The organism is Haloferax sp. YSSS75, assembly GCF_046764215.1.
Lineage (GTDB): Archaea > Halobacteriota > Halobacteria > Halobacteriales > Haloferacaceae > Haloferax.
In genome coordinates, this window is record NZ_CP177206.1 from 1,194,867 (window position 1) to 1,218,198 (window position 23,332).

21 protein-coding genes are annotated in these 23,332 nt (G+C 62.4%); 10 read left to right on the forward strand and 11 right to left on the reverse strand.

Going from position 1 to position 23,332, the window contains the following annotated elements:
• Positions 1-58: 58 nt before the first annotated feature.
• The 5 genes from hisC to tpiA all read left to right on the forward strand — a co-directional run bounded on the left by hisC (position 59) and on the right by tpiA (position 3,674).
• Entirely contained in the window at positions 59-1,144 is a 1,086-nt protein-coding gene (hisC, locus tag ACK3R5_RS06335) for a histidinol-phosphate transaminase (protein ID WP_411968413.1), read from the forward strand.
• A complete protein-coding gene (locus tag ACK3R5_RS06340; RefSeq protein WP_411968414.1) occupies positions 1,141-1,650 on the forward strand; it encodes an adenylate kinase family protein in 510 nt (169 codons plus the stop codon). Before hisC ends, ACK3R5_RS06340 begins: the two co-directional genes overlap by 4 nt.
• A complete protein-coding gene (locus ACK3R5_RS06345; protein ID WP_411963217.1) occupies positions 1,647-2,249 on the forward strand; it encodes a CDP-alcohol phosphatidyltransferase family protein in 603 nt (200 codons plus the stop codon). The genes ACK3R5_RS06340 and ACK3R5_RS06345 overlap by 4 nt, the downstream gene beginning before the upstream one ends.
• Positions 2,250-2,378: 129 nt before the next feature.
• On the forward strand, positions 2,379-2,900 hold the full coding sequence (locus ACK3R5_RS06350) for a multiprotein bridging factor aMBF1 (protein ID WP_411968415.1): 522 nt from the start codon (positions 2,379-2,381) through the stop codon (positions 2,898-2,900).
• A gap of 129 nt (positions 2,901-3,029) precedes the next feature.
• On the forward strand, positions 3,030-3,674 hold the full coding sequence (gene tpiA / locus ACK3R5_RS06355; protein ID WP_411963219.1) for a triose-phosphate isomerase: 645 nt from the start codon (positions 3,030-3,032) through the stop codon (positions 3,672-3,674).
• A 69-nt stretch (positions 3,675-3,743) separates the two neighbouring features.
• Here the strand turns inward: tpiA and ACK3R5_RS06360 are convergent, their stop codons facing one another.
• Positions 3,744-5,558, reverse strand: coding sequence for a helicase HerA domain-containing protein (locus ACK3R5_RS06360; protein ID WP_411968416.1), 1,815 nt, complete (start codon positions 5,556-5,558; stop codon positions 3,744-3,746).
• Positions 5,559-5,644: 86 nt separating this feature from the next.
• On the opposite strand from ACK3R5_RS06360, the gene ACK3R5_RS06365 reads away from it, so the two are divergent.
• The gene (locus ACK3R5_RS06365; RefSeq protein ID WP_411968417.1) at positions 5,645-7,615 is read left to right on the forward strand and encodes a response regulator; all 1,971 of its coding nucleotides are present in this window, start codon (positions 5,645-5,647) and stop codon (positions 7,613-7,615) included.
• On the opposite strand, the gene dinB is transcribed toward ACK3R5_RS06365, so the two are convergent.
• The 5 genes from dinB to aroC all read right to left on the reverse strand — a co-directional run bounded on the left by dinB (position 7,588) and on the right by aroC (position 13,749).
• The gene (gene dinB, locus ACK3R5_RS06370; protein ID WP_411968418.1) at positions 7,588-8,937 is read right to left on the reverse strand and encodes a DNA polymerase IV; all 1,350 of its coding nucleotides are present in this window, start codon (positions 8,935-8,937) and stop codon (positions 7,588-7,590) included. The two genes, ACK3R5_RS06365 and dinB, sit on opposite strands and share 28 nt — an antisense overlap.
• 85 nt (positions 8,938-9,022) lie before the next feature.
• A complete protein-coding gene (gene lrpA1, locus ACK3R5_RS06375) occupies positions 9,023-9,451 on the reverse strand; it encodes an HTH-type transcriptional regulator LrpA1 (RefSeq protein ID WP_411963223.1) in 429 nt (142 codons plus the stop codon).
• A 104-nt stretch (positions 9,452-9,555) separates the two neighbouring features.
• Positions 9,556-10,494, reverse strand: a complete 939-nt coding sequence (locus ACK3R5_RS06380; protein WP_411963224.1) for a thiamine pyrophosphate-dependent enzyme — start codon at positions 10,492-10,494, stop codon at positions 9,556-9,558.
• Between the two features lie 3 nt (positions 10,495-10,497).
• Positions 10,498-12,393, reverse strand: a complete 1,896-nt coding sequence (locus tag ACK3R5_RS06385; RefSeq protein WP_411968419.1) for a 2-oxoacid:acceptor oxidoreductase subunit alpha — start codon at positions 12,391-12,393, stop codon at positions 10,498-10,500.
• Positions 12,394-12,591: 198 nt separating this feature from the next.
• Positions 12,592-13,749: a chorismate synthase gene (aroC, locus tag ACK3R5_RS06390; protein ID WP_411968420.1), complete on the reverse strand. Its 1,158-nt coding sequence runs from the start codon at positions 13,747-13,749 to the stop codon at positions 12,592-12,594.
• A gap of 824 nt (positions 13,750-14,573) precedes the next feature.
• Here aroC and ACK3R5_RS06395 point away from each other — a divergent pair.
• Positions 14,574-15,731: a hypothetical protein gene (locus ACK3R5_RS06395; RefSeq protein WP_411968421.1), complete on the forward strand. Its 1,158-nt coding sequence runs from the start codon at positions 14,574-14,576 to the stop codon at positions 15,729-15,731.
• A gap of 241 nt (positions 15,732-15,972) precedes the next feature.
• Here ACK3R5_RS06395 and ACK3R5_RS06400 read toward each other — a convergent pair whose 3' ends face one another.
• Positions 15,973-16,305 (reverse strand): hypothetical protein, encoded by a 333-nt coding sequence (locus ACK3R5_RS06400; RefSeq protein ID WP_411968422.1) that lies wholly within the window; start codon positions 16,303-16,305, stop codon positions 15,973-15,975.
• A gap of 316 nt (positions 16,306-16,621) precedes the next feature.
• On the opposite strand from ACK3R5_RS06400, the gene ACK3R5_RS06405 reads away from it, so the two are divergent.
• Entirely contained in the window at positions 16,622-17,131 is a 510-nt protein-coding gene (locus ACK3R5_RS06405; RefSeq protein ID WP_411968423.1) for a DUF6653 family protein, read from the forward strand.
• Here ACK3R5_RS06405 and ACK3R5_RS06410 read toward each other — a convergent pair.
• Together ACK3R5_RS06410 and aroA are read right to left on the reverse strand one after the other, a co-directional pair.
• Positions 17,117-18,358: an alkaline phosphatase family protein gene (locus ACK3R5_RS06410; RefSeq protein WP_411968424.1), complete on the reverse strand. Its 1,242-nt coding sequence runs from the start codon at positions 18,356-18,358 to the stop codon at positions 17,117-17,119. The genes ACK3R5_RS06405 and ACK3R5_RS06410 overlap by 15 nt on opposite strands.
• Positions 18,359-18,426: 68 nt before the next feature.
• The gene (aroA, locus tag ACK3R5_RS06415; RefSeq protein WP_411968425.1) at positions 18,427-19,719 is read right to left on the reverse strand and encodes a 3-phosphoshikimate 1-carboxyvinyltransferase; all 1,293 of its coding nucleotides are present in this window, start codon (positions 19,717-19,719) and stop codon (positions 18,427-18,429) included.
• Positions 19,720-19,915: 196 nt separating this feature from the next.
• On the opposite strand from aroA, the gene ACK3R5_RS06420 reads away from it, so the two are divergent.
• Both ACK3R5_RS06420 and ACK3R5_RS06425 read left to right on the forward strand, forming a co-directional pair.
• The gene (locus tag ACK3R5_RS06420) at positions 19,916-20,335 is read left to right on the forward strand and encodes a cyclic nucleotide-binding/CBS domain-containing protein (protein ID WP_411963232.1); all 420 of its coding nucleotides are present in this window, start codon (positions 19,916-19,918) and stop codon (positions 20,333-20,335) included.
• Positions 20,336-20,411: 76 nt separating this feature from the next.
• Complete coding sequence (locus ACK3R5_RS06425; protein WP_411968426.1) at positions 20,412-21,587, forward strand: M24 family metallopeptidase; 1,176 nt, start codon at positions 20,412-20,414, stop codon at positions 21,585-21,587.
• A gap of 72 nt (positions 21,588-21,659) precedes the next feature.
• Here the strand turns inward: ACK3R5_RS06425 and ACK3R5_RS06430 are convergent, their stop codons facing one another.
• The gene (locus ACK3R5_RS06430) at positions 21,660-22,181 is read right to left on the reverse strand and encodes a hypothetical protein (protein ID WP_411968427.1); all 522 of its coding nucleotides are present in this window, start codon (positions 22,179-22,181) and stop codon (positions 21,660-21,662) included.
• 170 nt (positions 22,182-22,351) lie between these two features.
• On the reverse strand, positions 22,352-23,197 hold the full coding sequence (locus ACK3R5_RS06435; protein ID WP_411968428.1) for an SDR family oxidoreductase: 846 nt from the start codon (positions 23,195-23,197) through the stop codon (positions 22,352-22,354).
• Positions 23,198-23,332 lie beyond the last annotated feature (135 nt).

Sequence of the window (23,332 nt, forward strand, 5' to 3'; positions counted from 1 at the left end):
CAGTAGTCGCCGACGCAGAGTACGCACCCTTAAGAACCGCCACCCGCATCCTTCGACCATGCAACCACGGGACCTCTCTTCGCACACTCCCTACGTTCCCGGCCGCGGGACTGAGGAGGTGGCCCGCGAACTCGGGATGGACCCCGAGGAACTGACGAAACTCTCCTCGAACGAGAACCCACACGGCCCGAGTCCGAAGGCAATCTCTGCTATCGAAGACGCCGCACCGACGGTGAGCGTCTATCCGAAGTCCGCACACACCGACCTGACCGAGAAACTCGCGACGAAGTGGGACCTCGACCCCGCACAGGTGTGGGTCTCACCCGGTGCCGACGGGTCTATCGACTATCTGACTCGCGCGATGCTCGAACCCGGCGACGACATCCTCGAACCCGCGCCCGGATTTTCGTACTACTCGATGAGCGCCCGGTATCACCACGGCGACGCCGTCACCTACGAGGTGTCGAAAGCCGACGACTTCGAACAGACCGCCGAAGCGGTGCTGGACGTCTACGACGGCGAACGCATGGTCTACCTCACGACGCCCCACAATCCCACCGGCGCGCTCTTCCCAATCGAGGAGATTCGCACACTCGCCGAGTCCGTCGACGACCACACACTGCTCGTCGTCGACGAGGCGTACGCCGAGTTCGCCGACGAACCGTCGGCTATCGAACTCCTCTCGGAGTACGACAACGTCGCCGTCCTGCGCACCTTCTCGAAGGCGTACGGCCTCGCCGGCCTGCGCGTCGGATACGCCTGTGTCCCCGAGGCGTGGGCCGACGTCTACGCCCGCGTGAACACGCCGTTCGCCGCCAGCGAAGTCGCCCTCCGCGCCGCACTCGCCGCCCTCGACGACGAAGCACACGTCGAGAAGACAGTCGAATCCGCGCAGTGGTCTCGCGACTATCTCCGCGCGGAACTCGACGTGCCGACGTGGGAGAGCGCCGGCAACTTCGTCCTCGCAGACGTCGGTGACGCGACTGCCGTCTCCGAGGCGGCCCAGCGCGAGGGCGTCATCGTCCGCGACTGCGGGAGTTTCGGCCTCCCCGAGTGTATCCGCGTCTCCTGCGGCACCGAAGCGCAGACGAAACGCGCCGTCGAGGTTCTCAACCGCGTCGTCTCGGAGGTGCCGACGGCGTGAGACTCGTCGTCACCGGCACGCCCGGCACCGGAAAGACCACGGCGACGGACCTCGTCGCCGAGGAACTCGACGAACCTGTCGTCCACCTCAACCAACTCGTAAAAGACGAGGCCCTCTGGACCGAACGCGACGAGGACCGTGACACGCTCGTCGTGGACCTGGACGCGGTTCGTGACCATCTCGGTGACTGGGACGGCATCGTCGAGTCGCACCTCGCACACCACCTCGACGCCGACAAAGTGGTCGTCCTCCGATGCCGACCAGACGTACTCGAAGAGCGACTCAGAGAGCGCGGCGAATCCGAGGCGAAGGCGCGTGAGAACCGCGAATCCGAAGCTCTCGACGTCATCCTCGGCGAGGCAGTCGAATTCCACGGCGAAGACGCCGTCTACGAAATCGACACGACCGACCGCGACCCACAGGCCGTCGCCGACGACATCCTCGCCGTGGCGAACGGCGAGCGTGAACCGTCCGCAGGAACCGTCGACTTCATCGAATACCTATGACACTCGACCAGTACCGCGACACGGCAGACAAACTGCTCGCTCCGTTCGTCGCTGCCGCCGACACTGCCGGCCTGTCACCGAACGGCGTGAGCGTCATCGCGTTCGCGTTCGCCATCGCGGCGGGCGTCGCCTTCGGTATCGCCGACCCACTGTGGTACGGCCTCGGCGCACTCTTCGTCTTCCTCAACGGGTGGTTGGACCTCGTCGACGGCGCACTCGCTCGCGAACAGGGCGTCTCCTCGAAGGCTGGTGACCTGCTGGACCACGTCCTCGACCGGTACGCCGACATCGTCGTGCTGGTCGGACTGGCCGCCGGTATCGACTCGTTCGCACTCGGCCTCGCCGCCGTCACGGGCGTCCTCATGACCTCGTATCTCGGGACGCAGATTCAGGCCGTCGGCCTCGGACGCGCCTACGGTGGACTGGTTGGCCGCGCCGACAGACTCGCGCTCATCGGTCTCGTCGGATTCGCGTCGGCCGTCTACACCGGCACCCTCGGCGGGTTCACCCTCGTCGGGTGGTTACTGGTGTTCTTCGCCATCGTCGGTCACCTCACCGCACTCCAGCGGTTCTGGGGTGCGTGGGGCGACCTGACGTAACGACGCCCGACGCGCGCGAATTCGGCGTCGCCGGCGGCACGAGTAAATCGACTGACAATGGCGGGACGACGCCGTTGGTCGATGCCGAGTGGCGTGCCTTTTATACGCAGCGGGACGGTACGTGAGTGTATGCCTCAGTGCGAGATGTGTGGCTCTGACCAAGCCTCTCTGAAGACTGTGAAAGTCGAAGGCGCAGAACTGCAACTGTGTGACAACTGCGCCCAGTTCGGCACGGAGGTCCGCACCGAGTCGACTTCCAGCGCGACCTCGAAGTACTCTACCTCCTCGTCGAGTGGGAAGTCGTCTGGGTCGTCCGGTTCGTCGTCGTCCTCGTCGTCGAAGACCCGCCGCCGCCGCGACATGTTCGACGACATGGACGAGATTGCCACCGACTACGACTCCCGTATCCGGCAGGCCCGCGAGTCCCGCGGATTGAGTCAGGAAGAACTCGCCCAGTCGCTCAACGAGAAGGCGAGTCTCATCCGCAAACTCGAACGCGGCGACATCATGCCGCCGGACTCCGTTCGGGAGAAACTCGAACGGAAACTCGACATCTCGCTCGTCGAAGGCGAGAGCGACGACGACTCCGAGTGGTCCGGTGGCGGCAGTACCACCACGACGCTCGGCGACGTGGTCAAGCGCAAAGACTGACAGTCGACACCGACTCGGTGTGGCTTTCGGCGTACCTTCTTCGACTCTTCGCCTCTCGAGACGCGTCCGTTCGTGACAATCTCGGCACCGAAAACCAATTTATTAGTCTCGCCACCACCGATATCGTCTGTGTTCATCCTAGTCAACCTCAAGGCCTACCCGTGTGACCCCATCGAAGTAGCCACTGCCGCCCGAGACGTCGCCGAGGAGTCCGGCGTCCGTATCGCAGTGTCGCCACAGGCGGCCGACATCTCACGCGTCGCCGACACGGGCGTCGAGACGTGGGCCCAACACGTCGACCCGAACGAGTACGGCAGTCACACCGGCAGTACGCTCGCCGAAGCAGTCGCCGAGGCGGGTGCGGTTGGGACGCTCGTCAACCACTCCGAAAAGCGCATGAAACTCGCCGACATCGACGGGTCGGTACAGGCCGCAAAACGCGCCGGACTGGAGACGTGCGTCTGTGCGAACAACCCCGCACAGATTGGCGCAGTGACCGCGCTCGGGCCAGATTCGGTCGCCGTCGAACCACCGGAACTCATCGGCGGCGACGTCTCCGTCGCGACTGGCGACCCTGACATCGTCACCGACGCCGTCGATTCGGCGGCCAACGTCGACGAGGACGTCGACGTCTACTGCGGTGCCGGTATCTCTACCGGCGACGACGTCGTGACGGCAGAAGAACTCGGTGCGAGCGGTATCCTCCTCGCGTCCGGTGTCGCGAAAGCCGACGACCCACGCGCAGCACTCGAAGACCTCGTCTCGGGGCTGTAAGGTCGCGACACGGTTCGGCCACAGACACGATTTTTCGACGCTGACGACTCGACGACGACCGGCCGGCGGTTACTCCTCGTCGTCGTCGACGAACGACGCTTCGATAGCTTCGACCGTCGCTCGCAGTTCGTCTGCATCCAACAGGTCTGCGTACTCGTCGCTCACGAGGTCCGGGAGCGCGTACTCGTACTGCCCACGGCCAGCGTGGCGAATGAACCCCGCGCGGCGAAGCGAGCGATTGCGACCGTAGGCGAGATGTTGGTCGCCAGTCTCGCCCGCCGCGACGTGGGCCGAAAGTGGGTCGGAGATGCCGTGTTCGCGGTAGTGGGCGAGCATGCCGTGGTGAACCTCGCTGAGCGCGTTCACGATAGCGGTCATCCGGTCGACCACGTCGCGTCTGTTCTCGGCACCGGGTGCCGGTTGCAGGTCCGCGGGTTCGAAGTCACCCATATCGACGGCCGCTTCCCACGCTTCCTCGTCCACGTCCTCGCTTTCGGGGAGGAGGCCGTGAGTCGGCCACGGCGGCCCGTCCGGTGCTTCGAGTGGGGGACGCGGATGGCTTCGAGTGCTCGGGTGGTCGTCCTCGTCGCCGTCCGTCTCGTCCGTCGAGAGGTCCGTGTCTGCGACTGCCCGGGCGACGTCGTCGGGTGTGGCACCCATCTGTGGTTCCTCGTCCGCTGTCTCCCAGTCGATGTCGTCCAGCGTCTCCGGGGCGTCGTCGCCGTCGGGTGCGGCGTCAGCACCCGGAACGCCGTACTCGCCCAGTGCCGCCTGTTTCTCCTCTGGGCGTTCGAGGTTCCGGCCCGCGCCGCCGCGGTAGGGCGCTTCGGCTTTCTGGAACATCGCCTGTGCGAACTGGTCGGCCATCCGAGAGAGGTCACGGGCCTCTTCGAGTTCGCGTTCGAGTTGCCGAATCCTCGCGTTCTTCTTTTCGAGTTCCTGTTTCAGGTCGGCAATCTCGCTCTCACGGCGTTCTTTCTCGTCAGAAATCTCCTTCAGGTCGGAGACGAGGTTACCGTCGACCGATTTGAGGTCTGGGCGCTCGAAGTCGTCGAGGCCGGGCGTTGCCCCTGCGTCGAACGTCTGCTTCTTGTGGAACTGCACGCGCCGGATAGACTCAGACCAGTCGGTGACGAGAAAGCCCTCGCCGTTGCCCATATCCTCGATTGCGTCGGCGTACTCCGACCCCAGAATACGGCCGACGACTTTCGTATCGTTTCGCCACGTGAGGCGGTGCCAGACGAGCCAATCACACTGCGTGATGAAGTCTTTCTTGACGTCGGCCGGGCGTTGTGAGATGCCGACGACGCCGAGGCCGTGTTTGCGTCCTCGCTTGCCGATTTTGATGAGCATCTTGCCCGCTTCGTCCATCCCGCCCTTCTCGGGGATGTACTCGTGGCACTCTTCGATGAGCATCAAGAACGGCTTCTTGAGTTTCTTCTCTTTGGCGAAGAGGTGCTTCGCCACTTCTGTCACTAACTCGTCTGCTGCCGCGTCGTCGAGGTAGCCCGATACGTCGAGGATAATCGGGACGTTCTGTTCGAGTGCGAGCGTGGCGAGTCGCTCGGCGTGTTCGGGACTCACCTGAATGTCGCACTCGTCGTCCGCGCCGGCGTGCAGGAGTTCGAACTCCTGTTTGAGACCGTAATACTCGCCGTCGGTGTCGACGATGAGAACCGGGAAGTTCGACGACAGCAGGTTCTCTATCATCACCGACGCCGTGTTCGACTTCCCGGACCCGGACTTCCCCGTAATGAACCCCCGTCCGGTGAGGATGTCGACCACCGGTAGTTCGACAGTCGTCCCCGGGTCTTCGTTGCCAACTCCCCCTGGACCGTCACTGATTTCGGCAACCGAGATGGTTTCCGTCTCCGAATCCGTCATCCGTCTTTGACGACTGGCGCGGGGGTCATAGTTCCTCCCCTCGACTGGAATCAAGACTTATATCGGTTGGGGGTTAGTTCGGTTCGATGAACGACGGCGACGCTACCGGTATTCGGCTTCTGCACGTGGACGACGACCCACACTTCGCCGAACTCGCGTCGCTCAATCTCGAACGCCGACTTCCGGGAGTCGACGTCGAAACCTGTGAACGCGGGTCGCAGGCACTCGACCGACTCGAATCAGAGCACTTCGACTGCCTCGTCTCGGACTTCCAGATGCCGGAGATGGACGGTGTGGAACTGCTCGAAACGGTCAGAGAGCGCAGCGACGTTCCGTTTATCCTCTTTACCGGCCACGGGTCCGAGGAAGTCGCGAGCGACGCTATCGCTGCGGGCGTCTCCGACTACGTCCAGAAACGACCCGGCAGCGACCAGTGGGTCTTGCTCGCGAACCGTATCCGTAGAGCGGTACGCGAACACCGAGCAGTCGCCGAACGTGACGAGTCGGACCGACGGTTTTCCACCCTCATCGAGGCGATGCCCGGCGTGGCGTTTCGGACGCCAGTCGACCCATCGTGGCCAATCGAATTCATCTCCGACGGGTGTGCTGAACTGACTGGCTACGACTCCGAGACGTTCGAGTCCGGCGACCTGACGTGGGAAGACATCGTCCACCCCGACGACAGAGGAGACGATTGGGGCGAAATCACCACCGCAGTGGAGACGGGTGAACCGTTCGACGTAACCTACCGTATCCAGACGCGCGAGGGCGAGACGAAGTGGGTCCGCGAACAGGGGTTGGGCGTCGAAGAGAACGGCGAAGTGTGCGCCGTCGAGGGGTACGTCCTCGACGTTACCGAAGAGCGCAGGCGCCGACTCGAACTACGAGAAAAAGAGACGCTCCTCGACTCACTGTTCGAGAGCGTCCCCGTCCACCTGTTCGCAAAAGACGCGGACGCTCGTCACGTCCGGGTGAGTTCGGCGCTCGTCGACGACCCCGAGTCGTTCGTCGGCAAGACCGACCTCGAACTACACGCGACGTCGTCCGAAGAACACAGACGACAGGCCTACGAAGACGACAGGGCAGTGCTCGAAACCGGCGACCCCATCCTCGACAAAGAGGAGTACCTGTCGAACCTCGACCGGTGGAACCTCACGTCGAAAGTCCCGTGGGTCGACGACGACGGTGACGTCGTCGGCATCATCGGCATCTCCCGCGACATCACGGAACGCAAGCGACACAAGCAGGAGGTACTGGCACAGAACGAGCGACTCAACGAATTCGCGAGTATCGTCTCACACGACCTGCGGAACCCGCTCAACGTCGCACACGGGAACGTCGAACTCGCTCGCAAGGACCACCCCGACGACGAACGTCTCGACACCGCACTCGACGCACTCGAACGTCTCGACGACATCGTCGACGACGTGTGGTCGATGGCGCGACAGGGCCAGAACGTCATCGACAGAAAACGAGTGCTACTCGCCGACGCCGTCGACGAGGCGTGGCGAACGGTAGAGACGGCGGACGCGACACTATCGGTGACAGACCCACTGGGGACGGTCCACAGCGACCGTTCCCGACTGGTGAGACTCCTCGAGAACCTCTTTCGGAACGCCGTCGAGCATGGCTCGACGAGCAGTCAGCGTTCACCTGACGACGCCGTCGAGCATGGCTCGACGAGCAATCGGACTCCGTCCGACGACGTCGCCGAACGGCGTTCGGCGGGCAGTCAGGCAAGGCCTGACAACGCCGTCGACCACGGCGCGACGACGGTCACCGTCCGCCGACTCGAAGACGAAGTCGGATTCGTCGTCACCGACGACGGGCCCGGAATCCCCGAAGCAGAGCGTGAGTCGGTGTTCGACCGTGGGTACACCACCGACGAGTCGGGGACCGGATACGGACTCGCTATCGTCGCCGACATCGTCGACGCTCACGGGTGGGACGTGCGAATCGGCGACAGCAGTTCGGGTGGGGCACGTATCGAGATAGTCACTGGGCGAGGCCTCCACCCCGAAGACGGCGCTCAGTCGAACTCCACGAGCGAGGACTGACCGCGTCGCTTTCGGCCGTCCGGCGATTCGGCGTTCCCGTCCGAGGCGTCTGTCTCTGCCTCTACCGTTGCCTTTGACTCTGCCTTGTTCTCTGTCGCTGTTCCTGAGGCGTCTGTCTCGTCGTCTCCGTCGTCCCGGTTAGCCGCCGACTCGGCGGCCGATTCCCACCCGTCCAGACGCGACTGGTCGGCCGACGAAAACGAGAGATTCGAGACGCGAACCCCGAGTTTCCGGACTCGCTCGTCGGCGAACTCCGCGTCGAGCAGTTCGAGTGCGACCGATTCGACGAGTTCGGCGTCGTCTACCGGGCCGGGAAGTGACCGCGCTCGCGTGTTGACGTCGAACGGTGGCACGACCACCTTGATACCGATGGTTCGGTACATCGCGCCGCGTGACTGTGCTCTGTCTGCAACGTCGGCGGCGAGTGCCCGGACGACGTCGCGTTTGGCCTCCATATCTGCCGTCGGGTCCGTCAACGCGGACTCCCGTGAGAGACTCTTTGGTCGCCCCGTCGGGGTGACCGTCCTGTCGTCGAATCCGCGCGCTCTGTCGTGGAGTTCGCGCCCTCGCGACCCGAAGTTCGACTCCAGCGTCGTGGGGTCGGCGGCGGCGAGGTCACCCGCCGTCTCGATGTCCAGGTCACGCAACTCGCGGGCGGTGACCGGGCCGACGCCGTGAATCTCCTCTATGGGGATTGGCGCGAGGAACGACTCCACGTCGCCGGGTCTGACGACGACGAGGCCGTCCGGTTTGTCGAAGTCCGAGGCGATTTTCGCGGTGGACATGTTCGGCGCGACGCCGATAGACGCCGGGACGCCAACCTCCCGCCCGATGCGTTGTTTGACGTACCGCGCGTAGCCTTCTGCGAGCGTCCGGTCACCGGACGGTGCGAGGTCCCACGCCGTTCGGTCGGTCACGTCGAGATACGCCTCGTCGATGCTCACTTCGCGAACCACGTCGGCGCAGTCGTGGAGAATCGCTTTGACGTCGGCGGCGACGGACTTGTAGAAGTCGAGGTCAACAGTACGGTAGTGGCCCGTCGCGTCGTCGTCGGCATCCGCTCTGCGTGGTAATCGCTCCAGTGCAGTCGATATCGGTTGCGCGCTGTCGACGCCGAACTCGCGGGCCTCGTAACTCGCGGTGGCGACGGCACCGTGGCCCTCCCCGGGTTCGTAGCCCATCCCGACGACGACAGGTTCGCCTTCGAGTTCGGGTTCGCGGAGACGCTCACAGGAGGCGTAGAAACAGTCCATGTCCACGTGAAGGACGATTCTGTCGGGTTCGTCGTCTGCGTTCGTCCCCGGAAGCGTCTCCTCCGCCATCAGTCGTCTGTAGACGGGCGACGCACCTGAACGTTCAGGTATCGCAGTGAAAGTAGACGCACCACTGAGACGCGTGCGAGCGTCGTTACTTCAGTCGTTCCTGTAAGAACGACGGGTGTGCAGCCTCGATGCCGTCGATAGAGAGAATCTTTTCGGAGATGACGTCACCGAGCGAGTCGCCGTCGACGGCGCGAACTTCGGCCATCAGCATGTGGTCACCGGACGAGGTATAGAGCGATTCGACGTCGTCGAGTTCCTTGAGGGCCCGTGTGACCTCCACGTAGCGTTCGCTGGCGCATTCGATACCGACCATCGCAATCGACTGCCCAGCGAGTTTCTTCGGGTCCACGTCGGCGGAGTACCCGATGATGACGCCGTCGTCTTCGAGTTTGCTGATGTACTTTCGAACCGTCGGCTTCGACACGCCCGCCCGGTCTGCAATCTCGGCGTACGACGCTTTCGCGTCTTCTTCCAAGACTGCGAGGATGCGTCCCTCCGTGGACGTGGTTTCCATACCCGCTTGTTTTCTTACGGGAGAAAAATATCTTGCGAATCCGAAAACGCATATCCGTCACGTCGAACTGGGGCGTGGCCTGCCGTTCGACGTCGTCGGATGCGTTATCTGTGCTTGTCGAGGAACTGGTCGAAGGACCGTTCCCACTCGTAGGAGTCGTCGAAGTAACGCTCTGCGAGCGGTTCTTCGGGCATCTCGCCGATGCGCTGTTTCTCCTGCTGGTAGGACGGACGGTCTGCGTCGACGTAGTACCGGCCGGTGAGGACGGTACCCTCGTGCAGGGCGTTCTCAGTCTCGAACATCATCTCGGAGGCTTCCGAGCGGTTCGTGTTGTCGAACTCGTAGTCGTCGGAGTCGTTGATGTCGATGTACGGGACGTACTGACGGGCGTCCTTGTTCCACGTCGGACACTGCGTCAGGAAGTCGACGTGAGAGAAGCCGTCGTGCTGAATCGCTTCGACGAGAATCTCTTTGGCCTGGTTGGGGTTGACTGCGGCCGTTCGTGCGACGTACGACGCACCCGCGTTCAGGGACATCGAGAGTGGTCGAATCGGGTCCTTGGCCGAGCCGTGAGGCTGGGTCTTGGACTTGTGACCCTTCGGCGACGTGGGCGACGTCTGCCCCTTCGTCAGGCCGAAGATTTCGTTGTTGAACACGATGTAGGTGATGTCGTGGTTCTCGCGGGCGGTGTGCATGAAGTGGTTGCCACCGATACCGTAGCCGTCACCGTCACCACCGGCGGCGATGACGGTCAGACCGGGGTTCGCGAGCTTGGCGGCGCGGGCGATAGGGAGAGACCGACCGTGGATGGTGTGGAACCCGTAGGCGTCGAAGTAGCTGTTGAGCTTCCCCGAACAGCCGATACCGGTCGTGACCATCATCTGGTCGGGCGAGAGGCCGAGTTCGGCCGCTGCGCCCTTCAGAGCCTTGAGCACACCGAAGTCACCACAGCCAGGACACCACGTCGGCTGGGGTTCGAGTCCGGGTGTGAACTCGTTTTGGTCTTTCTCCGTTTCCTCACCGATTGCGCTGAATGCACTCATGATTTATTCACCCACCTTTGGGACGAACTTCGTACGGTTACTGGGAAGCTCCTCGCCTTCGAGGAGCGCCGTCTCGAAGCCCTCGACGATGTCGGCGGGCTCGAACGGGTTACCGTTGTACTTGAGGAGGCTCGACATCTTCTCGCCGTAGCCACCGAGTTCCTTCTGGACGAGACCACGGAACTGGGCCGAGGCCGTCATCTCGACGACGAGCGTTTCGTCGACGCTGTCGAGGAACTCCGAAACCTGGTCTTTCGGGAACGGCATCAGTTCGGAGACGCCGAGGACCTTCACCGAGTGGCCCATCTCGTTGAGAGTGTCGGCCGCCTCTTCGACGGTACCCTGCTGGCTACCGAAGGTGATGAGACCGTACTCTGCGTCTTCCGGACCGTAGACCGTGTTGAACTCGCCGTCCTCGTCGAGTTCCGCGCGGATGGACTCGACTTTCTGCATGCGGCGGTTCATCTGTGCGATACGATTGTCGGGGTCTTCGGAGATGTGACCCGACGGGTTGTGCTCGTTACCCGTTGCGAGGTAGCGGCCACCCTTCTGCCCCGGCAGCGAACGCGGCGAGACACCGTTTTCGGTGTCGTGCTGGAAGCGGTGGTACTTACCGGAGTCGTCGTGCGGTGCGTCTTCGAGTTCCGCTTCGGTCAGGACCGAACCCAGGTCCGGGTTCGGTTCCTCGTCGAAGACGGACGCCGGCATGCTCGCCAGTTCGCCACCGAGCTTCTGGTCGTAGAGGACGATTGCCGGAATCTGGTACTCGTAGGCAATCTTGAACGCCTTTCGCGTCTGTCGGTACGCCTCGGCGGAGTTGCCGGGCGCGAAGACGACGCGGTGAGAGTCGCCCTGCGAGGTGTACAGGACGTGTTCCATGTCAGACTGCTCGGGCTTGGTCGGCATCCCCGTCGATGGGCCGGCGCGCATGGCCTCGACGAGCACGAGCGGCGTCTCGGTAATCTCTGCGAGTCCGAGTGGCTCGGACATGAGCGAGAAGCCACCACCGGACGACCCGGACATGGCCTTGACACCGGCGTGGGACGCACCCATGGCCAGCGCCGCGGCAGCAATCTCGTCTTCAACCTGTTCGGAGATGCCGCCGAGTTCGGGCAGGTTCTGGGACATGATGACGAAGACTTCCGTCCACGGGGTCATCGGGTACCCAGCGATGAAGCGACAGCCTTCGTCGATGGCACCGTACGCGATAGCGTCGGACCCAGAGAGCAGAACTTGCTCTTCGTCGTGTTCTCCTTCGGGAACCGAGACGTCGGGCGCGTCGACGTCGTACTCCTCTTTGACCATCTCGTAAGCGTCGTCGAAGACGGTGAGGTTCGGTTCCAAAATCTTCTCCGGCATCGCGTCCGACATCAGACTCTTGATGACGTCGGGTTCGATGTCCGCGATAGCGCACGTGACGGCGACACCGGCGGTGTTCCGCATGACCTCGCGGCCGTGTTCACGGGCGATTTCGCGAAGGTTGATGTCGAAGACGTGCCAGCCGTTCTCCTCGACGCGTTCGTCGAAGTTCTCGATTTCTTCGGTGTCGAGCAGGCCAGAGTCGTAGACGATGACACCGCCTTCGTTGAGTTCGTCGAGGTTCTCCGAGAGCGGTTTAATCTCCTCGTTGCCGTAGTACGCGCCCTCACTCGGGTTCCGAGCGAAGGAGTCACCCAGGGCGAGGAGGAAGTTATACCCGTCACCGCGGGACTTTACTGGGTCATCACTTACGCGGACTTCCGTGTAGGTGTGACCACCGCGGATGCGCGACGGGTAGTGTCGATGCGTGAAAACGTGTAGCCCCGCTCGCATCAGGGCTTTGGCGAAGTTCTGGCTGGTCGAGGCGATGCCGTCACCGGAACCCCCTGCAATGCGCCAGATAAGTTCGTGGTCAGTCATAATTTGAGCTCACGGCCCCGCTGGGGCGCTATCTAGGATTTTGGGATGGGTTTGATTAAAGACTTTGCTATGCATTGACAAGGAAAGATAATGAAGGAATTAATATTGTTAAATTGGTTCATTCCCACCCCAAAATAAGTGGACGAACGGAGATTTTGTTTCGGCCCTTCTCGGAGTAATAACTCTGATTCGAGTTGTTTACTCGTTTTGTGGACTCGACGGGTGGTATTGTGTGTCGTACTCACCAACGTCGCCGTCGACTCTGTCGGGGTTGATGTGACCGCCGAGTAACATGAAGTCGAGGATGGTCAGATAGAACATCGCCTCCACGACGGGGACACCGCGTGGGGGTAAGACCGGGTCGTGTCGGCCGACGACCTGAATCTCCTTTTCCTCGCCCGTTTCCCAGTCGACTGTCCGCTGTTTCTTCGGAATCGACGTGGGTGCGTGGAGCGTCATCTCGCCGTAGATTGGTTGGCCGGTGGTGATGCCGCCCTGAATCCCGCCGTGTTTGTTGCCGACCGGTCGTGGGTCGCCGTCTTCGTCGAACTCCCAGTTCTCGTTGCGGTCCGAGCCGGTCCACTCGCGTGCCTCTCGGCCGAGGCCGAATTCGAAGGCTGTCGCCGCCGGAACGGCCATCATCGCCTGTCCGAGTCGCGCCGAGAACGAGTCGAATCGGGGCGCGCCGAGGCCACGCGGGACGCCCTGGGCTTCGAAGTAAATCGACCCGCCGATAGAGTCGCCTTCCTTCTGGTACTGTTCGATTGCCTCCTGCATCTTCTCGGCCGTCTCGGGGTGAGCACACCGAACGTCGTTTTCTTCCGTGTGTTCGAGCATCTCGTCGAACGAGACTGGCGGCGCTTCGATGTCCCCAATCTGGTTGACGTGGGCTTTCACCTCGATATCGTACTCGCTCTGTTCGAGGACTTGCTTGGCGACAGCGCCGGCAGCGACCCAGTTCACTGTCTCGCGTGCGGACGAACGCCCACCACCACCCCAGTTGCGCGTCCCGAACTTCGCCGAGTAGGTGAAGTCGCCGTGTGACGGACGCGGCGCGGTCACGTAGGGTTCGTACTTGCCGGAGCGCGCGTCCTTGTTCTGGACGACCATCCCGATGGGCGTCCCCGTCGTGTAGCCGTCTTGTACCCCGGAGTTGACGACGACGGCGTCGGGTTCGCCGCGACTCGTCGTAATCATCGACTGGCCCGGTTTTCGTCTGTCGAGTTCGTGCTGGATATCTTCGACGGAGAGTTCGACGCCGGCGGGGCACCCGGATATCGTGGCCCCCATCGCGTCGCCGTGACTCTCGCCGTAGGTGGTCACGCGAAAGAGGCGACCGAATTCGTTACCGTTCATTACCGGACCCTCGGGTGTCCGCCCATTTAGTGTTTGTAGATAGGTGCAATCGTGGGTGGGTGTGAACGAGGACGATTTGGTACTGTCGAAATAAATTGTATTTGATACTTTTTTGAGGTCGTGCTGAATAGAGCGCGCACAGTCAGCAATCAACATTTTGTATTTCGGTTGTAACGGTAACTTTGGTGACTAACTCGTGTATCTGAAAAAATTAAAGTGGAGTCTCGCTTCCGCAGCCACACTTCTTGTAGTGGTTATCCCGCTCGGGTATGTCGCAAACTCCGTCTCGTACCAAAGTGGTCGGCTGATTATTATACTCAGTATCCTCCTTTCCGCCTTTGTCGGATACGTGGTCACGTACGAACTGAACGTGTGGTAAACGCTGTCTGGTTCACTACGGCATATTCTACAGCAAGTGCGAAACGGAGGTGCAAGATACACCCTCTGTATGTTGCACGCGAATTCTGTCATAATTTGAGGGTTTCAACAGAGGCAAGTATACTTATGCTTGTCTCACTCCTTCAACATTTATCGTGAATCCACGAAGCCCCCATGATGCCCCACGTGATGCGCCACAACCTCCCATTAGTCGCCGTCGCCTCCTCGCGGTAGGAGGTGCCGTCGCGGTTGGGTCGCTCGCAGGGTGTCTGAATCGGGTGGCGTCGGTCGTGACGAACACGGGTGCGTCGCCTGCGGCTGTGTTCGCGGGGGCGCAGGAGGACAGCGTGGGTGAGTTCGGTATGGGTGAGCCACATGTGAGCCGACTGACTCCGACTGTGTCTGGGCGGGTAGACGTCGAGGGATGGGTTACGTCGTCGCCGGTTATGGCGCAGGACTACAACGCCGCGCGGAGCAACAAGCCGTCGCGGTCGTCGGATGGGGACGATGATGGGGATGGGATAGATGATGGGACGGAGGAGGCCGAGGCTGTTCTCGCGTATCTGGGTGACGAGTCGATTGTCGCAGAGCGGTTTACCGTCTGCTTGCCTGATGCGGAGGTGCCGGGTGGGAACGGGAGCATTCGGGAGGCGGTGACGCCGGAGCGGCTTATCGCGTATCTCACGGGGGAGTCTGATGGTGGTGGGCGGGTGTACTCGTGGGGGACGCCGAAGGCTGGTCCGGATGACCCGGACCCGTCGAATGATTGTAATGATGACGACCCCGACACTTACCCGGGTGCGGTGTGCGGGACGACGCCGCACTTCGTTGCAGATGTCTCCGGACCGATGGCGACGGGCGGGGGTCTGGAGGTCATTCGAGGAGATGACGAGATGGTGTTCCTGCGGTCGAGTAGCGAGTCGTCGCAGAGTCGAATCGAGATACTGATGACTCTTACTGCGGACCCGCTTGTCGCAGGACCCGATGGTGATGCTTCTGATACGAGTTGTTCGGCTGATGATGACCCGTGTAGTCCGGGGGTGTGGGCGCGGACAACGGAGTCCGGTTCGTCGACGGGTGTGTCGGTGTATCAGGTGATGGTACAGCCGCCGAGGTGTCCGCATCCGTTCCCGGCGTTGTTGTACGTCCAGCGGTGTGAGAGCGATGGTCAGCTCGTGTACACGGGTGGGTGGGCCATCGATGATGCTGCGCTGTACGAGGATTCAGTGACAGTGCTGTCGATGGCTGGTGCGACGGAGGTAGTGGGTATCGAGTGCTGCTTCGATTATGACAGTGATAGGGAGCGCGGTGACGTGGTGAAGCGGTCGGTGTCTGGTGAGCGGGGTCGGCGAGGGGCGCGTCTCGATTCGGGCACGTCGGATGAGTTGATAGAGCGTGGTGTGATGTCGAAGGAGGGACACGACCTTCTTCTTCGGAAGCGGCCGGGGAGGGCGAGTGGGGATGATGATGAGTCGGGGGAGAAGTATCGGTTTGGAACGCACGTGCCGGTGGATGCGCCGGTGCTTCACCTGGTGAACGCGGGCGGCGCGTCGGAGTCGGTGAAGTTCAAGGCCGGGGCTGAGCTGTCGAAGTCTGTAAACTGAAGGCGTTTAGCGACTTTCCGTTGCTCAACCCGTTGCGGATAGCTTCTGCCAATACAGAAAATATGGACTCTGTTGAACTACTCTGTTTCTGATAGTTTATTGATGCCGTGCTGCATACAGCGCGCGAATTCAGCACTGACTTGTCGGCAGGAAGCGACGGGGAGGATCGGTTATCACAGAGGAGATACGTATCAGAGCCAGGGCTGTCCAACTAACGGGGCGAGGGCTTGGGGCGTCTTCATCAGCGATGTATCAGTCCCTGTATTCGGCTTCGAACATCATCGGCGGAGCTGTACGTTTGGTTGTCGGTCGGGGCGAGCACTTCAGCGAGGGATTTGTGCCCGCTCTGTGTTTCGAGTTCGTAGTCGCCATAGGCCTCGACCAGTTCGTCCGTCGTGGTCGGATAGTCATGGGTTCCGAGCGCTTCGTCGAGGTCACCAAGTTTCTCGCCAGGGTCGTCGCGCATCGGTTCAGCTTCGTCGGCGCGGTTACGTGCCTCCTCTAGCTCACGCTCTCGCTGACGCCGCTTTTCGTCATCCGCTTGCTTGTCTCGGCCCTGTTTGTTATCTGCCATCCCATCCCATAGAAGACCGACTCGGATAACAGTTGGGTCGCTCGTCGGTGACCCCTTCGAGCACACCGTACACCCCTCCACAGATCTGCCCTAAGGTCGGGACACAGGCACAAACGACCCCACGTTCGCATTCACTCGAAACTCTGTGACCAAAAGGCTCCATGGCTGCTGACTATACCCTCTGTCTGTGTCACACTAGTTCTATCAGTTACTATAAATTTAAACTGAATCGGCTCTCCGACGTTGTGAATCCGAATCCTTCAGAGACGACGTTCGTCGCGCGGAGGTTCATAAGTGAAGCCGGCGAAGAGAACCTATGGAATCGACTGCCGACGAGGGAACAGCGTCCGATGGTGGCCTCCGTGACCGACTCGAATCGACGTTCTGGGAGCGACACGCGAACCCGTGGAGTGCCGGAACACGGATTCTCGTCTATCCGGTGTTCATGTACGCCATCTACCGCCGCGACGCGAAACTCTTCGCCGCGACGTTGGCGTTCATCGCCGTCAATCCCGTCCTCTTCCCGCGTCCCGTTCGCACCGACAACTACCTCAGTCGAATCGTCCTCGCGGAACGCCAGTGGTTGGACGAGGGAAAGGGGACGATGGGGATGGACTATCCGAACGTCCTCAACGTGCTCAACATCCCCGTCACGTTCTACGCGTTCGCCTCGGCGCTCCGCCGGAAACCCGTCGGCACGCTCGTCGGCACCCTCGGCGTGATGGTCATCAAACTCTGGTGGACAGACGCCATCATCAAAAAGACGGGCGTGACCGGAAAGGGTCCCGAGATACGCAGCGCCCCTGAATCCTCAGTCGACGAGTGAGTCGAGCGTCGCCGTCGCGAAGGGAACCAGCATCTCGTCGGGGTGCATCCCACCGTGCATGGCGACGAAGTCGAGTTTTTCCGCGTCCTCGTCGCCGTACCAGACGCTGCTGTCACGGTGAACGACCACGAGGTCACCGAGTCTCTGCTCGAACGTCTCGGAGGGGTTCGGACCGAACAGGTCGGCGTCCAGCACCTCCTGTTTCCGGAGGACTCTCGCGTCCAGTTCCGCCGTGAGCAGGTCGTAGACGGGGTCGATTCGCTCCGGTCGCAGGTGGAGATGGACGTTGCGGGCGCTCCCCGAGTAGCGAACCGGCGTCCCGTCGCGGAGCGTCTGCAGGTCGGCGACGACGTCGAGTGGCGGTGCAGAGATGTCGATATTCCGCTCGGGGTCGGTGTCGATGAGGCCGTGGTCGGCGGTGATGCAAACGAGGGTTTCACCATCGTCGTCTGCCGTCGCGTCCGCGAGTGACTCGATGGCCTCGTCGATGCGTTCGAACACCTCGACTGCCGTCTCGCGGTACTCGTCGGAGTCGACACCCTCCGCGTGGCCGGCAGCATCGGTCTGCGGCAGGTACGCGAAGATGTACGACGGGTCGGACGCCTCCTCTGCGGCGCCGGTGAACGCCTCGGGGAACGTCGAGAGGTCCTCGGGGTCGTAGGTGTGGGGAACCGTCTCGTCCCACGGGAAGGGCGTCACGTGGTGCGTCTCGACGCCCGCCGCCGCTAATTCGGGGTAGATGCCCTCGGCGTTGGCAACCTCGTCGTGGTCGATTCGCTCGGGAACCGTCCCGTCTTTCCGAAGGAAGGGAAGCGCTTCGAACTGCTCGTCGGTGTCCGGGTCGTAGACGTACCACCCGACGACGCCGTGTTCCGCCGGGAGGGCCGCGGTGTGAAACGTGTTTATCGCGGCGGCGGTCTCCGAGGGGTAGACTGACGTGAGCGGCGTCACTCGACCGGCGCGCTCGAACCGGCGCAAGAAGGGAACTCGTTCTCGCTCGCCGTCCCACTGCGCGATGCCGAACCCATCGACGAGGAAGACGACGACGCGAGAGATACCGTCGTAGCCCTCGGTCGCCGCCGCGGGGAGACGTGGTCCGACATCGGCACCGAGCAGGTCGGCGACTGTTCCCGGAATCCGGGAGAGACACCAGTCCTCGTAGGCGGGGAGAAGGTAGTCACCGTCCTGTTGGCGTTCACGCAGTGCCGAGATGTCGGGTCGCTGCATGGCACAGTCGCCGGACGGCGCAGAGAAAAAGATTGCGTCGTGTCGGCCAGATGTAACGTTCCGGCTGTTCAGGCCTCGGTCACGTCGACGCCGAGGTCACGCATCGTCTCGAAAAAGTTCGGGAACGACACGTCGACGTGTTCGCCGCCGGCGATGGTCGTCTCGCCCTCCGCGACGAGGGCGGCGACGGTGAGCGACATCACGATGCGATGGTCGTGCCGGCCGTCGACGTCGGCACCGACGAGGTCCGTGTCCCCGCCGTGGATGGTGAGTCGGTCCTGTTGTTCGGTGACGTTCGCACCCATCTTGGCGAGTTCTTCGGCCATCGCCGTCACGCGGTCAGTCTCCTTGTAGCGGACGTGTTCGCAGTTTTCGATGACGGTGTCGCCGTCTGCGATTGCACCGAGTGCCGCGATAGTCGGAAGCAGGTCGGGCGTGTCGCCGACGTCGACTGTCGTGCCGGAGAGGTCGGCCACCGAGACGGTCAGTTCGCCAGCGTCCTCGTCCCACTCGACGTCTGCGCCCATGTCGCGGACGATGTCGACGATGGCTTTGTCACCCTGCGCCGACGGGCGTGCACCCTCGACGACGACGGGTTCGCCATCGACGCCCGCGGCGGCACCCGCCGCGAGGAGATACGAGATAGACGAGAAGTCGCCGGGGACGCTGTACTCGCCGCCGGCAGGGCGGTACGACTGCCCACCGGCGACGGCGAACCCGCTGTCGGTCTGTGTCGCTTCGACGCCGAAGTCGGCGAGCACTTCGAGCGTGATATCGACGTACGGGGCGGACTTGAGTTCGGTCGTCAGGTCCACGTCGATGCCCTCGTCGGTGACGGCACCGGCCATCAGGAGTGCCGTGATGTACTGCGAAGACACGTCGCCCGGAATTTCGACCGTTCCGCCGGTCATGCCGTCGCCGACGACGAGCGGTGCCTGTCCGTTGCGGCGCGTGCTCTCTGCGCGGCCGTCCAAGTCGAAGACGGCGTCGAGAAGCGGTCCCTGTGGGCGCGAGCGGAGTGACCCGTCGCCGGTGAGGACGGTCAGATTCTCGCCGAGTCCGGCACAGGCCGTGACGAGGCGCATCGTCGTTCCCGAATTCGCACAGTCGATGATGTCGTCAGGCGTCTCGGGGCGTCCATCGAACCCCGTCACGTCGATGGTCTGCCCGTCTCGTTCGACGGTGCCACCGAACGCGCTGACCGCCCGCATCGTCGCCTTCGTGTCGGCGCTGACGAGGGCGTCTCGGACAGTCGCCTCGTCGCTGTAGCCTGCAGCGAGGATGGCCCTGTGTGTGTAACTTTTCGACGGCGGCGCGCGGGTTCGACCCCGAACCCGAGACTGCGAGATGTGAACGTCCATACGCGGGCGTCGTCGTGACGTGGTATCAGGGTACCGGACACGGCGACGTTCTCCCACACGGCGACGCCCCAAATCGACGCTCAAGTCGACGCCCCAAATCGACGCTCAAGTCGACCCCCCAAATCGACGACCGGTGCTGTTCCCGCTCACTTGGAACGACGTGTACTGCTATTTCCCCTCCCGACGATATACCGGTATGCTCGTCAAGGAACTCGCACAGACGGACGTCGTCACTGTCGAAGTCGAAGATTCGCTGGTAGACGTCGCGAAGACGATGCGAGACCAGCGCGTCGGGAGCGTCGTCGTCGTCGACGGGAAGGGCGTCGTCGCAGGCGTCCTGACGGACCGCGATATCGTCGTCTACGGCGTCGCCGCCGACAGAGACGTCGGTGACCTAGTCGCCAACGACATCTTCTCGACCAACGTGTTCAGCGTCGCCCCCGACGCGGGGGTGACCGAAGTCGTCGACATGATGCACGACGAGGGCGTGCGGCGCGTCCCCGTCATGGAAGACGGTGACCTCGTCGGTATCGTCACGCTAGACGACCTGTTGTGCCACCTCTCCCGCCAACTCGAAGAACTGGCCGACGTCGTCCGCGGCGAGTTCCCCCGCTGAGAACCAGTTCGTCGGGAGCTTCCTCCCGTCGCCCGCGACGAGAGGGCTTTACTACTGGCCGGTCGAACCCCGGTGTATGGAACCCGATTTCGCTCCACTGGACGACTTTCTCGGTGACGACTTCGACGGCTATCTCGTCTCCGCGGCCAGCAGTGATTCGAATCAGTTGTACCTCTCTGGATTCGACGCTCCCGACCCGTTCACGACGCTCTACACACCCGCCGGAACCCATCTCCTCGTCTCCACGCTCGAATACGGCCGAGCGAAGAAAGAGAGTCGCGCAGACACCGTCTCGCGTCTCTCCGAGTACGACTACAGGGAGAAATTCGCCGAGTTCGGCCCACTCGTCGGAAAGGCGAAAGTCGTCGCCGAGTTCTTGGCCGACCACGACACCGAGACGCTCGCGACGCCCGAAGACTTCCCACTCGGCATCGCGGACGCGCTTCGCGACGAAGGCATCTCCATAGAAGCGGAGACAGACGACGTGCTGACGACTATCCGTGCCGTCAAGACAGACGAAGAAGTCGAACACATCCACGCCGCACAGGACGCCAACGAGGTGGCGATGCAGGCCGCAGAAGAACTCATTCGCGCCGCCGACGTGGCCGACGACGGGACACTCCACTACGAGGGTGCTCCCCTCACGAGCGAACGCGTGAAAGAAGAAATCGAGGTGACGCTCCTCCGACACGGGTGTGCGCTCGACGAGACGATAGTCGCCGGTGGAGCAGACGCCGCAGACCCACACAACCGCGGTAGCGGCCCACTCTACGCGGACGAGGCCATCATCATCGACATCTTCCCGCGCGACAAGGCGACGAAGTACAACGGCGACATGACGCGGACCTTCGTGAAGGGCGAACCGACCGACGAGATTCGCGAGTGGTTCGACCTGACCGAAGAAGCCTTCCACGCTGCACTCGACGCCGTCGAACCCGGTGCGACCGGTGAAGACGTGCACAACGCCGTCTGCGACGTGTACGAAGCGGCCGGCGAGAACACGCTTCGTGCCGACCAGTCGGCCGAGACAGGATTCATCCACAGTACGGGCCACGGCGTGGGCCTCGACGTTCACGAACTCCCGCGCTTGAGTACCAACGGTGAGGAGCTAAAACCGGGACACGTCATCACTATCGAACCCGGACTCTACGACCCTGAAATCGGTGGCGTCCGCATCGAAGACATGGTCGTCGTCACCGACGATGGCTACGAGAATCTCACCGACTATCGGGTCGAACTCGTCGTCGAATAACTCGTCGTCGAATAACTCGTCGCCCGCGAGAAACCGTCCGAAACCGGCGCGGACCCGACGCGGAATCGGCGCTTAACTGTCGAGGGCGCTATCGCCCGTGGAGGGACCGACGCCCGTCGCGTCGGTCCACCCGGAGTTGACTTCGCGCCACTGTTTCAGGAGGTTCTCCAGTGCGTCTGCGGTTTCGGGTGTGAGGACGCCCGCCGCCTGTCGGACGACGTGCCCGTCTTCGATGAGGAGTGCGTAGATGTTGCCCTCACCGAGGAGGCCGAGACGTCGCTGGAGCGCCGTCTTGTCGACTCGCGTGACGAGTGCGTTGTCGTGCGGGCGACTGCGGGCGGCACCGGGCGACATCCCACCGCCTGACAACGAGGGCATCATCCCGCTTCGCCCGCCCAAGACGAGCAGTTCGTAGTAACCAAAGTGGTCGTACGTCTCGGTCAGTTCCTTTGCGAACCCTCGCCACGACCCGACGAGTGACTGCTGCCGACGGTCGAAACTGATGAGCAACAGTGTCTGTTCACCCTCGAGGTCGTCTGGAAGAACGACCTTCTGGCCGTTCGTATCTCGGGACGGCAAGCGAGGGAACTCCATGGCCTATGCGAACCCCCAGTAGTATTTAAGTCTAATTGCCGATTCAGAAAGATATCGGGTGGAGAAGTATGGTTCCGGAGCGAAGATGGGGTGGGAACCCATTGCCCGTTTTTCGGCGTTCACGTACATAAACGTGTGCTCCCGAGTCTCAACAGCGATAACGAGCTCTGTTAGCGCTCGTAGTCCGGGTCGAACAGTTGGGCCGACATCGGCCCGGGGTCTGCCCCCTCGACGACGGCGTACGACGACAGGTCGTCGATGCCTGCGTCGGCGAGTATCTCTTCGTCGTAGTAGGTGTTGCCCGTACACTCGGTGGGGTCACGAGAGAACAGTTCGGCGAGTGCGTCGCACATTATCTGTGGCGTCCGCCAGTCTTCGGGCGTCCCCATGCCGAAGTGGCGCGTCGCCTCCGACTCGATAGCCGCGACGGGCCACAGTGCGTTCACACCGATGTCGTCGGTGGCGAGTTCCTGTGCCAGCGACTCGGCGATGAAGGTCATCCCGTACTTCGAGAGCGCGTACGCAATCTTCCCGGGTGCGGGTTGGGCGGGCATCGGCGGCGAGAAGGTGACGACGTGTGCGTGGTCGCTCTCACGGAGGTGCGGAAGCGCGGCGTGCGTCGTCGCGTACGACCCACGAGCGTTGACGTCCATGAGCAGGTCGAACCGCTTGGGTGGCGTGTTCTCGAAGTTGGCGATGTGAATCGCACCGGCGTTGTTGACGACGAAGTCGATGCCGCCGAACGTGTCGACTGTCTCCTCGATGGCCGCCTCGATGGTTTCGTCGTCGCGAACGTCGAGTTGGCACCAGATAGAGTTGCCACCTCGCTCGCGAATCTCCTCTGTCGTCTCGACGATGGTCCCGGGGAGGGTGTCTTTCTCTTCGACTGTCTTCCCCGTCGAGACGACGTTCACACCGCGGTCCGCCAAGTCGAGGGCGATTTGCTTGCCGATACCGCGACTCGTGCCCGTGATGAAGGCCGTTCGGCCCTCGAACTCGATGTCGTCGATTGCCATAGAATCACATTGTCAAACGGGCACTTGATGGTTCGTACACGGAGGGTCCGTTCACCGACGTTTGACCAGTCCCGGGTTCCTTCTCGGAGTTCGGTTCGGCCCGACGCGACCCAATTCGGACCGACCCAGTTCGAC